The sequence below is a fragment of the Photobacterium sp. NCIMB 13483 genome, from assembly GCF_003025475.1.
Lineage (GTDB): Bacteria > Pseudomonadota > Gammaproteobacteria > Enterobacterales > Vibrionaceae > Photobacterium > Photobacterium piscicola.
In genome coordinates this window covers 1-13060 of the sequence record NZ_PYLV01000005.1, presented here as the reverse complement: position 1 = coordinate 13060, position 13060 = coordinate 1, and the positions used below count along the sequence as shown (strand labels likewise).

The 13060-nt window shown below is 37.0% G+C and carries 12 protein-coding genes and 1 CRISPR repeat array; of the genes, 9 read left to right on the top strand and 3 right to left on the bottom strand.

The features are described 5' to 3' along the window. Positions 1 to 78 precede the first annotated feature (78 nt). From C9I86_RS05820 to C9I86_RS05795, 6 genes are all read left to right on the top strand, one after another. Positions 79 to 330: a DUF2999 family protein gene (locus C9I86_RS05820; RefSeq protein ID WP_107275977.1), complete on the top strand. Its 252-nt coding sequence runs from the start codon at positions 79 to 81 to the stop codon at positions 328 to 330. A 107-nt stretch (positions 331 to 437) separates the two neighbouring features. Continuing rightward, positions 438 to 1409, top strand: a complete 972-nt coding sequence (locus C9I86_RS05815; RefSeq protein WP_107275904.1) for an MOSC domain-containing protein — start codon at positions 438 to 440, stop codon at positions 1407 to 1409. A 142-nt stretch (positions 1410 to 1551) separates the two neighbouring features. Continuing rightward, positions 1552 to 1851 (top strand): helix-turn-helix transcriptional regulator, encoded by a 300-nt coding sequence (locus C9I86_RS05810; protein ID WP_080155568.1) that lies wholly within the window; start codon positions 1552 to 1554, stop codon positions 1849 to 1851. 12 nt (positions 1852 to 1863) lie between these two features. Next, positions 1864 to 2286, top strand: a complete 423-nt coding sequence (locus tag C9I86_RS05805) for a YeeE/YedE family protein (RefSeq protein WP_107275903.1) — start codon at positions 1864 to 1866, stop codon at positions 2284 to 2286. Further along, the gene (locus C9I86_RS05800; RefSeq protein ID WP_107275902.1) at positions 2286 to 2723 is read left to right on the top strand and encodes a YeeE/YedE family protein; all 438 of its coding nucleotides are present in this window, start codon (positions 2286 to 2288) and stop codon (positions 2721 to 2723) included. Before C9I86_RS05805 ends, C9I86_RS05800 begins: the two co-directional genes overlap by 1 nt. A gap of 48 nt (positions 2724 to 2771) precedes the next feature. Next, positions 2772 to 3326: a hypothetical protein gene (locus C9I86_RS05795; protein ID WP_107275901.1), complete on the top strand. Its 555-nt coding sequence runs from the start codon at positions 2772 to 2774 to the stop codon at positions 3324 to 3326. 393 nt (positions 3327 to 3719) lie between these two features. Here the strand turns inward: C9I86_RS05795 and C9I86_RS05790 are convergent, their stop codons facing one another. After that, positions 3720 to 4451 (bottom strand): hypothetical protein, encoded by a 732-nt coding sequence (locus tag C9I86_RS05790; protein ID WP_107275900.1) that lies wholly within the window; start codon positions 4449 to 4451, stop codon positions 3720 to 3722. 667 nt (positions 4452 to 5118) lie between these two features. Between C9I86_RS05790 and C9I86_RS20015 the strand changes: the two genes are divergently transcribed. From C9I86_RS20015 to C9I86_RS05780, 3 genes are all read left to right on the top strand, one after another. Continuing rightward, a complete protein-coding gene (locus tag C9I86_RS20015; protein ID WP_158258922.1) occupies positions 5119 to 5256 on the top strand; it encodes a hypothetical protein in 138 nt (45 codons plus the stop codon). Between the two features lie 162 nt (positions 5257 to 5418). Beyond that, complete coding sequence (locus C9I86_RS20335; RefSeq protein ID WP_255418361.1) at positions 5419 to 5553, top strand: hypothetical protein; 135 nt, start codon at positions 5419 to 5421, stop codon at positions 5551 to 5553. Positions 5554 to 5566: 13 nt separating this feature from the next. Continuing rightward, positions 5567 to 7861 carry a phage tail protein gene (locus C9I86_RS05780; protein ID WP_107275898.1) on the top strand — a complete coding sequence of 765 codons (2295 nt, stop codon included), beginning with the start codon at positions 5567 to 5569 and terminating at the stop codon, positions 7859 to 7861. Between the two features lie 1298 nt (positions 7862 to 9159). Here C9I86_RS05780 and C9I86_RS05770 read toward each other — a convergent pair. After that, the gene (locus C9I86_RS05770; protein ID WP_107275896.1) at positions 9160 to 11634 is read right to left on the bottom strand and encodes a hypothetical protein; all 2475 of its coding nucleotides are present in this window, start codon (positions 11632 to 11634) and stop codon (positions 9160 to 9162) included. A 442-nt stretch (positions 11635 to 12076) separates the two neighbouring features. After that, positions 12077 to 12457: a CRISPR direct-repeat array (repeat unit 20 nt; unit sequence CTGCCTACTCGGCAGTACAC). 128 nt (positions 12458 to 12585) lie between these two features. Next, on the bottom strand, positions 12586 to 12930 hold the full coding sequence (gene cas6f / locus C9I86_RS20385; RefSeq protein WP_369925145.1) for a type I-F CRISPR-associated endoribonuclease Cas6/Csy4: 345 nt from the start codon (positions 12928 to 12930) through the stop codon (positions 12586 to 12588). Between the last annotated feature and the right edge of the window lie 130 nt (positions 12931 to 13060).

Genomic DNA, 13060 nt, shown 5'->3' with positions numbered 1-13060 from the left:
TTTATTGATGGTGCAACAAGGTGTCGTCAAATGTTAAACTGTCACTCATTTCATTTAATGATCACAAAAGGTAGTGTAATGAATCTAATTATTGCGTTGTTGAAAGAGAATAATATTAGTGATGAGCAGATCAGCAGTATTTTCCAAACGCTGACTCAAAATCCTCTAGCAGCAATGGCAACCATTAGCCAGCTAGGTTTACCGCAAGACAAACTACAAATGCTAATGGCACAAGTAATGCAAAACCCGGTATTAATTAAAGAAGCGGTTGAAGAACTAGGTTTGGATTTTTCAAAAGTAGAAGCTGCTAAAGAACAACTACAAAAATAAGTTTACTGATAACAGCATATTTAAGGCCGTATAAAACCCGTATATTCAGTGGTTTAAGCGGCCTTTTTTATCGCTGTGATATCAATACCACTATTAGGAAAGTCATTATGCTTCCACATTCAATCGTTGAACAGCTACGTTATGGTCGAGTTACAGGGCAAGATTATTTTTTTCGAAGCGGTATTGAAAAAGCGCCAATAGATCAAGTTCAGGTAACAGTATTAGGATGTGTTGGGGATGAACAAGCAGAGCGCTTTCATGGTGGTTTAGAACGAGCCGTGTTGCAGTTTGATTGTGATCATTATGCTCAGTTATCCCTCTTATTTCCTAAATCAGCGCCATTATTTAACAATGGCGGCTATGGGGAAAATTTAGTCGTAGCGGGTATGAATGAACATAATATCTGTATTGGCGATAAGGTTGCTGTTGGTTCAGTGATATTACAAGTGACACAACCAAGGCAACCGTGTTTTAAGCTTAATCATCGTTTTAAAGAACCCACGATTGCACGCTATTCACAACATAATAGTAAAACAGGTTGGTTTTATCGTGTTCTGCAAGAGGGAGAAATTACTCGTAATGATGAAATAGAGGTGATTGAACGTCCTTATCCACAATGGACTATTGCTCGTGTGCAGCATTATCTTTATGCCGAAATGGATAATTTAGCCGCCACTACAGAACTTGCGTCATTACCGACATTAGGGATCGAGGTGAAAAGTGTTTTCCAACGTCGTTTAGCAACGAACGAGATTGAAAATTGGCATTCACGCCTTGAAGGACTAATTAAATTAGAAATGCGAGTGGTTAAAATTATCGTTCAAGCAGCAGTTAAACGCTTTTATTTAAGTCGTACCGATCTTGGTGCTTTGCCTCCGTTTAATGTCGGTGCACACGTCACCGTTAAGTTACCCAATGGCTTAAAATGTGCTTATGCGCTGTGTGACTCTGCAATTGAAGGAGTCTATCAAATTGAGGTTCAACGGGCATGTGACAACCAAGGTGGTTCGCAATACATGCATGAGCAGGTAAATATTGGTGATGTATTATCAGTTTATGAACCTGTGAACGAAAAATAGTGATCAAAGAAGACTCTGTCGCTGAAGTTATCGAAACAGAGTATAGGTGATGATGTTATATTAGATTAATCTAAATTAGAATTGCCTAATATTATCTTTAGCGTAAGATAAAGGCTCTATTATGGTGATTGGATAATAAATAATGCATCTTGATGAAATGAAACAACGAGCGACAGAGGTTTCTGAACTTTTAAAAATAATGTCCCATCCTGAAAGGTTGATCGTACTTTGTCAGTTAATTGATGGAGAAATGAGCGCCAATCAATTGCAACTTAACTCGACATTAAGTCAATCCGCTTTTTCACAACATTTGGCTGTGCTGAGAAAAAATGACATCGTCACTATTCGTAAAGAAGCGCAATCGGTTTTTTATTCTTTAGCTGATCAGCGTATTACAGCACTTATAACCAGTTTCCATGATATTTTTTGTGATCAAGATTAAGGTGAGGTGAGTATGACTTTTCAAATACCTTGGCAATCATTTTTGGGTGGCATGTTACTTGGATTATCTGCGGTGATATTGATGCTGTTTATTGGTAGGACCGCAGGAATCAGTGGCATTATTAATGGTGTGATTAAGCAAGAAAAACAAGAATTAGGGTGGAAAATTGCATTTTTAGTCGGAATGGTTTTAAGCGTATTTATTCTATCCCCCTTGGGCGTAACGTTGCCGACGATTAGTGAACAGAATATAGGTATTGTTTTAATTGCGGGTTTATTGGTTGGCTTTGGTACGCGATTAGGTAATGGATGCACCAGTGGTCATGGTATTGTTGGCATGGGACGTTTTTCTAAACGTTCAATTTATGCAACCTGCGTGTTTATGATGTCAGCCATTATTGTTGTATTTATTCGTCGTTTATTAGGTGATTTATAATGGGCAGCTTAAAGATAAACCGTATTGTTGTTGGTGCTATTACCGGTGTTCTATTTGGCTCTGGAATGATTATTTCAGAAATGGTTAACCCTCATAAAGTGATCGCTTTTTTAGACATTTTTGGTCAATGGGATCCAAGCCTTGTTTTTGTGATGCTAGGAGCTCTGCTCGTGTTTGCACCTTGTTATCATCTGCTGATAAAAAAACGTAAAACAGCCATCAATGGTGATGCAATAGCGCCTAAAAATAGTAATAAGATTGATGCTAAATTAACGGTGGGCGCCATTGTCTTTGGTATTGGTTGGGGGTTGGCTGGTTTTTGTCCAGGCCCTGCAATCACTAATTTAGGTGGTGGTAATTATGCTGTCTTTGTTTTTGTTGCTGCTATGATTTTAGGTATGGTTATTGCCAATAAATATTTAACATTAAGATCTTAGTGAATGAGCGATCTTGCTTTTTTACTTTAATAATATAAAGGGAAGATGATGAAAAAGTGGATGACATTAGTTATTGCAATCATATTGGGAGGCGGTGTTTTTTATACAGTAGCACGTACAGAAGCGCCTATAACATTAGCAGAGCTTGCAACTCAACCTCAGCAATGGCAAGTCAAAGTACCTGATACAACTGCGAGTATTACGTTAAATTCAATCAAAAAATTACAGCAACAACCTTATCTTATGGGTGAATATCAAACACTTGATGGTGCTGATAATGTGACTATTTACCTTAATGCTAATCAGGCTGTCCAACAAGGTAAATATATTGCGACATCTTTTGTAACCACGAATTCGGGTAGTGGTACATTTTACTATTTATCCGTATTTGAACAGCACAATAAAAAACTTGATAATTTGACCAATATTTTTATTGGTGATCGAATTAATATCGAAAAAATTGCCCTTGTTAGCAATAATCCGCTAATGATTAAAATTGATTATAAAACCCATGGTGAAAACACGCCTTATGCTTTACCAGCAGACGTCGCTAAATCACAAATATATCAATTAAAAGATAATCAATTAGTGCTACAAAAATAAATCGTTTAATGATTTATTAATACTTTGATAGATATATAAGTATATTATTTAAAATAAAAAAGGCCACATCAAAGTGGCCTCTAGTTATGAAAACAACTTACATATTTTTTACTGTTATGTGTGGTTCAAATGACCCTGGTACGGAAAATTTGATCATATTGAAGTTAGTTATGTGACTAACTTAAAATTGGACAGAAATTGGCTTAGAGTATTAGCCCTATTTCTGATGGTAGTTATTAGGAAAAGTAAAGAGAACGCTTGACTTCTTTTCAGTATCACTCTTCATGATATTCAGTATTTACTTAAAAGGTGGCTTGGGCTTGTCCAATACTTAGGATAGGTGTCGGCTGCGAGACACATATCCTTATTTGTTATACAGTATTTCCAGTGAACTCACATTGGGTGTTTCATCCAAACATTTGGTTCACGATACAGGCCTAAATTTGAAGCAATATTAACTTCTAGGTAACTAAGTGCACCAGGAATAATATATTGCCCTGATTCAGGGAACACCATGTTAGTCCAAGAAGACCAATTAGATAAATCGCTATTAACTTGCAGTGTGCATTCAGAGATATGGATTATTTCAGCGCCCAGTCTTTCGTGTACTCTAAGCCAAGGGTCATTAAGTAAACCATCTTCTCTTCTCCAATGTGCATATGAGTGGATTGACTGTAATGGATAAGATGATTTTTTCGTTGGGCGTACAGGTACAACTAATGTATCGATATTTAAACTATTAGCTAGTTTTTTCATTTCTTTTAAAACAATAGAGCTGAGCCCTTTTCCTTGAATCTTAGAGTCAACTAAAGCACCAACAGGAATAAGAGTATTAGAGGTTTCTCCAATCTCTTTTATTTTAATACCTTGTTGGATTACTGACTCAATACTCTGTGGCAGTCCTTCCACTTTCTGATTCCAAGTAACAGGTACAGTAAAACCAACTGCTATTACAGTGTCACTCTGGGTTAATACCAAAACATAATCACTTAATTCACTGTAGAAACTAGACCAACTTACAGCATCACTATTTTGTAAGAAAACAGGCCATGAGTTATTATCTAAGCTAGCTACTTGTTCTATAAGGTCACTTCTTTCACTTAAGCTAAATACTTGGTAATCCACGTAACACTCCATTGTTATATAACAGCTTATTAATAAGCATTCTTACTTTCACGCAAAAGCACACTTCTAAAGCCCAGCCATGATAATCAATTTAATTCATAAATATCATGATCTTGATAGCGTATTTTATCTTTCAAATACTTTTTAATGATTTAGAAAGTAAGAAATATTAAATTATTTAATTTTCATGGGGTTATGACTTTTACCTTCGTTGAAAATATAGTGTAGCCTTATCTTTACTTTGCAAATTCAACATGCTGTGAGCCAATTCATTATCACTTTTTGTTGGGATGAAAATAGCTAGATAAACAATTATGGGTGTCCAATATTTTTTGCGTTCACCTTTCAATTTATTACCCATCCAAAAACCATATGCAGGGTAGCCTTTAGCTGATGGTTTTGAAAAATAGGTTTTACGCCATTTTTTATGGGTAGCCCTAGTTCTAACCGTATTTTGTCAGGTGACCAACATCGCAAATATAGCCGTTTAACTGCTTCGCGAATTTCAAGAAAGTATGCCGTGACGCAATGATACGCATAATGATCATTCAATGACTAATGAGTGTTCGGTGTACTTCTGTTTTTCATCAAATCCGAATTGGGTAGAACGTCAATAGGTGCGAATGATTACGTTATTACGTATTCTTGCCGTGATTTGATAATTCGCTTGAATAACACTGCAGTTGGAGCCAGTAAACCTGCATTGCGTGATTTTGCCGGCAGTAATCCTTCAACAGTGGTGCAAATTGCCGGTGTGTTAATGCAAGAGTTCGCGTCAGTGTTAGATATTAAAGTAAAAAAATAGATGCCTTGGTTACGGCATTAGATCGTAACGACTTTGGAAAAATGTTGGCTTGATGGCGTAAGTGGCTGCCAAGTGAAAACGACAGTGATGCTAATTTAGCCCGCACAGTATGGTCGAACTTACCGCCGCTACCAATACACCACTTATTTAGAAATGCCGATTATGGCTAACCCTAATTTATTAGATGGTGATCAGCAGATTACCGTTGCAACAACAAAACTTGAAGTGATGGTGCTACCGAGCCCAAACACAATGGATATAGATTTTGAATGTGTAGTGGCAATAAGCCACGCATAGTCAAGGAGAAACAATGAGCAATACAGCAACCGTTATTACTACTAAAGCTGGTGAGGCATTAATTGCCCAAATGCAGGCTGAAAATAAAGTATTAGTGATTGATAAGTTTATTTTTGCCAATGTACCTAATCGTTCCACGTTTCCTGACCGTGATGATATTGTGCCAACTGAACATGTGGTGCATGAATCTGCAGTACATGAGCAAGGTCGCTTAACTGAAAACTCTATGATTTATTTCACCACACTGGCAAGTAATGTTGGCCCATTCTCGTTTAACTGGTCGGGTTTATTTTGTTCTGAACACAATGTGCTTGTTGCCATTAACTTTCTGCCGTCAGTTGATAAAACCGTAGATGCACCGGGCATCACGGGTAATACCTTGGTGCGTTCTTTCGTGCCGGAATATAAAGGTATTAGCGAGACAACCAATATCACGGTTGATCCATCTAGCTGGCAATATGATGCTCACAAGCGCATGTCAAAAATGGATAACGATACCGCACAAGCAATTATCGACCAGAACGGTAAAGATTGGTTTATTGATAATGGTTTCATTGTTACCCCACAATCAGGTGCTTATAGCATTAAAGCGTGTGCGGGTTATGTGTCCGGCCATCACGTTGACTCTATCAATAATTCACACACTACCCGTGATGCAATTGAATGGCGACCGAATTTAAAAGTAAAAACTAAAGATGCGTTGCAGTTGTTTAGTCACACAGATGAACATAGTGTTAAAAGTTATTACTTGCCGAATTCGAATGATGTGCCGTTTATCACGTCTGCGACTTGGGTTGAAGATATGGCGTTAAATCGTTTTTGTGAGGGATCACTCGTCACTGAATCATTAGCCATCTTATTATCAAGTTTCATTCAAAAGGGGTTATTGATAGATCAACGAGCGGAGACTCAGGCAGCGTTTGATTATGCGGCTGATCACAATAAAAAATTAATTATTGATTGTGTAGTTTGGACTTTACCTATTAATCAGTATGGACGTCCAGTTCACATTTATTGCCCTCCAAATGTGACCGTTGAGTGGCTTGCTGGATGCTCAATTAATTCCCTATCAACTGACCTAGATCATTACGAGATATTAACGGTAGCAGAGGAGAACATCACACTAATACGACCATTCGTCATTGGAGATAAAGAAACTCACATAGGAACAGGAGGTGAATGGGGATATGGAGTTAGCATTATGTCTGGCGCGAATAACGTGTTAATTGATAATCCAATCTGCAAGGACATGTGGGGTGATGGTATATACATTGGATATAGTTATCAAGAGCCAGATAAAGGCTACCCCAAAAACGTGACAATACGAAACCCTGATATTGATAACGTGCGCAGAAACGGTATTAGTCTATGTGCAGGAGATAATATTACTATAATAGATGCTGCATGCAGAAACGTTGGGGGAGCTTGGCCTCAGGCTGGGTTTGATTGTGAACCAGAAGCCCCCCCGGGTTATCCGAAATATTTAAAAGCGGTAGTCGATGGCTTGAGAATAAATGATTGTATTAGTGGATTGGTACAATACGCACTAAATCAAAATTCATCAGACAGCATGATTATAGATGTAGAGTTTGATAATGTTGTCATTACAAGCTGCGAACAACCGATCGTACAGCGAGCGTTAGGCGTTAGCATTGCAAAATTTCACAATAAATCTATAACGATTAACTACGGTGATGGTGGCAATACATCATTGCAAATTGGAAATACAACAGATACTGGATGCTATTTTGAAACTGATAAACTTACAATTAAACAAGGCTGTAGATCATCTCGTCCGATCGTAATTATGGATTCCACTGATAGTGCTATTTTTGGCAATTACAAGATTAATTCCCTAGTGACTGGCTCAGATATTTTCTTGTCTCATAATTATCCAAATATGATAGGTATTGCTAATTTTGAAGTGCTTTCTAATTATCCAGTAAAACCTTATCAGTGGGAGCCAAACGCATTTAATCTAGATAAAACAGTTAAAATCATGAGTGAAATACCATTCAATCTTAGTCATTGCTCAATAGATACATACGAAATACTTCCGCAGTATGTTGCAGCTGGCGTTACTGATGGTTCATCGCTAGTAGATCTTTTTATAACGCGACCGTCGAACGACACACGCGACTTTGTACTAACAAAGAGGTTTTCATCTGTTAATAAATTATATTACAGGGTAGGGGCTGGACGACAAATTTCGTATGAAAACGTTTTATTATCATCGTTAGAGATAAAACTTAAAGGCACTATGTATTACATTAAGTCGGTTGGTCAGATTGATTATATATATCATTAAAGCCTATCGGCAAGAGTAAGCGATATTAAAATATGAGCAATTAAAGGATCTCAATGCTAACCCTAGACGGAACCCAACTACCACTAAAAAAAACTGTGCATTAGTGTCCGTCAACAATTGGCCAGGAAGGATATATCTGGCTAATCGTCAGCGGCCGATCAAGCGGAAACCGGTACTAAAGATAAGGTGCTGGCATTAATGAATTGATCCCCCAATAGTTGGACCCCAATTATTGGGGGTTTTTTATGTCCAAATACAGTAGAGAGTTAAAATGCATCCTAGCCAAGCAATGCTTGGCGGGAGTCTCATCGACTTTGCTCGTTAAACAATATTCCATTTCATCGCGTCAAATACGTTATTGGGCTCAATATTTAACGGTAACAGCAAAGTTAAAAACGATTAATTTAATGTGGACGAAGGGGGTAACACACACTAGTGCGGTATTAAACCTTTCTTCCTCTGGAATACTTTCTGTCTGGTTACAAAAATACAGAGGTATTAAAGAGCTCGAACCTCAACGATTAGGCTGGTCATCTATCCATGAATCATTAATCTCAACGTCCATACAAGGGCGTTTTTTGACAAACTTTACTCTTTACGTGATTTCCCCCAAGCCACATGGCAGGCAGTAAGATTGCGGATAGTTAATGGTTATACGTATGAATGGGCAGAACTTGAAACGGGTGTTACCCGCAAGCGAATAGCATTGGCAGTCGATAAATTAGAACGGGCGTATGAGCAGATAAAAACAGTTTATGGTTTATAGGTGTCGCCACTTTATCGCCACTCTTCTATTTTAGGTACAAAAAAGCCGCTAATAAAGCGGCTTCTTATGGTTGTATCAACACTATTTGTTGAAACAACCATAAGCTGATATTTAATCTTTCTATTAAAATCAATTTATTAATATAAATACAACCATATGTTGATATTACTCAAAACAACCATAAGTTGATATTTTCGTAGGTTCATCACGATTCATGAATATTGGCTGTAAGAAAGTTACTTACATATTTTTTTACTGTTTAAGTATATTTATGTGTAATAGCTATCATCGAAATCAAACATCTAATTTAACTGAGCAATGGTATTAGTATTGAATACTGTAAGGTTCTATCTGTGATTTATAATTCTGATACAGGGGTATGAGTTAGCTGATTAGCTAACTCATTTGTGGACAGAAATGAGTTAGATTAATTTGTAATACTCACCCTTTTTAAAATTCATTTCTTAATCATAAAAAGCTGTAGAGTAGCGACGATTACGCAACAATATACTTATGATCTTGTGCTCATGATTTACTCTTTCAACCGTTCAAGAAACGCATGGGTTCTTTCACCGTAAGGCCCTAGCTCAATGGGTATCTCAGTAAAGCTATCTACCTCATTCGCAATAATAATCTTCACTTCAACATTAGGAGCTTTTTCACGAATATTATCAGCTACTTCCTCTATTTTTTCCTTATATTCATCAACATCAATCTGCTCTTGGCAGTATTGCTCACAGATAAGAAAAGCTATATCAGGGGACAACCTTTGGATTTCATCAATAAACGCAGTGACTTCGTGAGGGTTGTCTACAAAGCTAGCTGCACTTAGTTTAACTTCTGCCGCAACAAATTTACCATCAATGACAGCAAGTAAGTCAATCTCATTATTCTCATTGCCTTCACGATCTTTAAAGAGATTAATTTCGGGCAAATAAAATGCCTGTGCATGACGGTAAATATCCATTAAATGAGCGATAGCCCATAGTACGGTCAATCCATTTTGCTCTATAAGTGCAGAGGTTATAAATGGAGCAACTTTGTATTCCCATGCCATATCAATTGGCGTTTTATGCAGCTTATTACAAATTGAGCAGTTGTTATCCAGTTTGATTGTATCTAGAGTCAATCCATTTTCATTACCGCAGTATGAACAACGCCATCTGTATTCCTGAATTAATACATTTTGATGAACTAAGTATTCGATGGTGTCTTTAAGGTTGTTTATTAAATACTGTTTCGTTTTACCAACATCTCCAAGTCTCATCTGATCAGTAATGTGTGCGAGGCTGACAAGAGCTTTTTGATTAATTATTGATATTAGCTTATCAAGAGAAAATGACGCTTTATCATTATCAATCGACTTTCTAACTATTTCTCGCCAGTAAGAATTCGCTAAGATGCCAGCATGAGACAGGTCGCCGTTAAACAATGAGATAACACCACGGTGTTTTTGACCTTTATCGGACAATTCTAAGCCATAGTATTTTTTAGTGAACAATTGTATACGCATATCACGTTCAAACCTCATCCTGTGGGTATGCTCCAGAACGAGACACTTCAATACTTCTTCTTCACTAGGTATGAACAAAGTAATAGTTAACTCATGTTGTGGTATTCCATTAAAAATTTGTTGTGGTGCATCAGGGATAACAGTAATGGAACCATGTCTAGATACTTTTGCACGATTTTTAGTGAATGCTAATGTCGCCTCAAGTCGTCTCGGTAGCTTCCAATCATTGAAGCCACCTACCACCACATAATTTTCTTTTGGTTTCTCTATATATAGGTTAGAGACACACTGCCCTGTTTTAAAGTCATATAGGTCAGGCGTTAGGTATTTAAAGTGCTCAATTTCATCTACTACAAACTGATTATCGCGCTCATAGACTTTTAGAGACCTTGTTCTTTCTGACTCAATACTATAATGACCACTGATTGCTCGTTCACTCGGTAATGCTGGACTGTCGAAATTGCTTGGCACCATAACACTACTATAGGTATAGTTTTGCAGTTGCTGGGCTAGTTGTTGGCAGTCCTCTCTGGCAATAGATAAGCTTCTTATGCTTAAAGAATTAGGGCCATTGCCGTACCCTTTGAAATTATGAGCATTAATGAACGTACCTAATGCTATTAAAAAGTTATCGTCATCAAGGTGAGCTTTTGAAATACAGAGAGCGCTAAAATCATGTCGTTCGTTGTTTTCAGACAACAACCTGCTATTCCAAAAATTCAGCCTATCTTCTGCGGTATCGCCAACAAATAAATTAAAACTATTTGACCATTCGTAAACATTTGGGTGATTAATTGTTGATGAATGAATGCTCGAAAGCGTTGAGAAAGTTTTGACCTGTTTTTGGGCTAATTTACCCAAAAGTTCAGCTAAGCTATGACAACGCTCATTACCAACATTGTTATATGTGGGTAGATCTTGTGCACAATAACAAACAGTGCCGAAAACATTCTGCCGCCCAAGATTCGAACCACCTCCTCCTTGAGATATACCAAAGTTATCTGGTAATAATCGATATTCATCATTCTGAAAGTGTTGCGTTATGTACATATTTGGCTGAATTTCATTCGACCAGACTTGGTATTTCGCATAAGGGCTGTTAATTGTAGAAATTGCTCTAATAGGAACGAAGCCATAAGGCCAACTAGGAATGAATTGATTCCACCTCTCAACTTCACCATGAACTTCATGCTTTATCATTTCAATAGGTAGAGATCTCTCATTGATTATATTTATTTGTTCTGGTGTTAGATCTACGTAGGAATAAACAAAATCCGGATCATATCGTTCTAGCCAGTCTAAATATCTATCAGATATAAAATCATCATTACTGAAAGGGATCAACAAAGACTTAACACCTCCCCAACGAGTGTATGCTTCGTCAAAAATGCCATCTAAAATCCACTGAGTGCTGTCATCAGATAAAGGAACAATAAATGCAACTTTAACTGGACGATTTGAGTATCTTACATTGACGCTTTTTTTATTTTCCATTTAACAAAATCATCAAAACAATAGTCCTGTTAGCACTTTGCAACAGTATTGAAGTTTGGTCAAATTGTTCATCATAAAAAGAAGTTAGAACACTTTGCTAACACGTTTTGAGGCATAAAGGAGTTATAAAACTTACGTTGAAAAACCTGAAGTAGGATAGGGGAGTGAATTGTATTAGATAAATAGTTTCAATCTTTAGAAAATAAGCATCACACTCGAAAGTATATCAATCAGTTTTGTACTTGAGTGTGATGCGAGGAAAAATATACCTTTAATTATCTACTTATTCAGCAGTATATTGATCTTGAACTCGTATAAATGTGGCTCGTTTTTTATCAGCTACTTTTCAGTAGTAATGGGGATTATAGTCCTCAATCGCAATTAAAACAAACAGCCTCTTGGCTGTTTGTGGATATAACTACAATGTTAATGATAAATGTACCTACCTGCTCGGCAGTACACACATTTGATCGATACTTTGTAACCTAGTAATCGTTATCAGCTGCCTACTCGGCAGTACACACGGCTCTGCACAGTATGTTATTCGTAGTCCTGTTATCAACTGCCTACTCGGCAGTACACGAAATTAACATTAAATATACGTGTGGTGGCAAAGTTATCAGCTGCCTACTCGGCAGTACACGAACAAAATGAGCTCCTATTATTTCGCCAATAGTTATCAGCTGCCTACTCGGCAGTACACTTAGTACTTGCGAAGGCAATGTTTTAGTTTTAGTTATCAGCTGCCTACTCGGCAGTACACAACATACGCTGCGCAAAACAGATACTAAGATAGTTATCAGCTGCCTACTCGGCAGTACACAGCAGCTTATTTAAATATAGCTATTTATTATCAGAAGGTTAGATAAAAAACCAATAAGAGCCCCTAAATTTTTGCTAGATTATAAAACCCATAAAATCAATAAATTAGGAATAGTCAAAATAAAAGGGTTAAATTATGGGGACAGATTGTAATGTGTGTGCTGTGTTTGCTAATCCATAGCTACTAAAAATAGGTATATTATTGATGCTGACTTCATTAGTTCTTTGAATGTTTAATCTAAATCCATACCCTTTACTTTTACTTTCTTCTGCTAATGAATGATAGTGTCCAATATCGCATTGTTTGTAAATGTTATACTTCTTGTTATCAAAAACCTCACCTCTATTATGCGCTCTTTTAGCAAGCCTCTTTATCTTTCGATGAAAACCAGCCGCTGATGATTTGTCGATCTTTTGATACCGCTTAAAACATGCAAAGTTACATTCAATTGGAACAATTAATGTTTTTGATATATTTGTTGTGGCTTAATGAACTTGTACACCTAAATAGGATAAAATACTCTTAATATCAAAATGGTGTACATAATGAAAAAAGCTCGAACAACTTATTCAGTCGCATTCAAGCACGATGCTGCTAATTTAG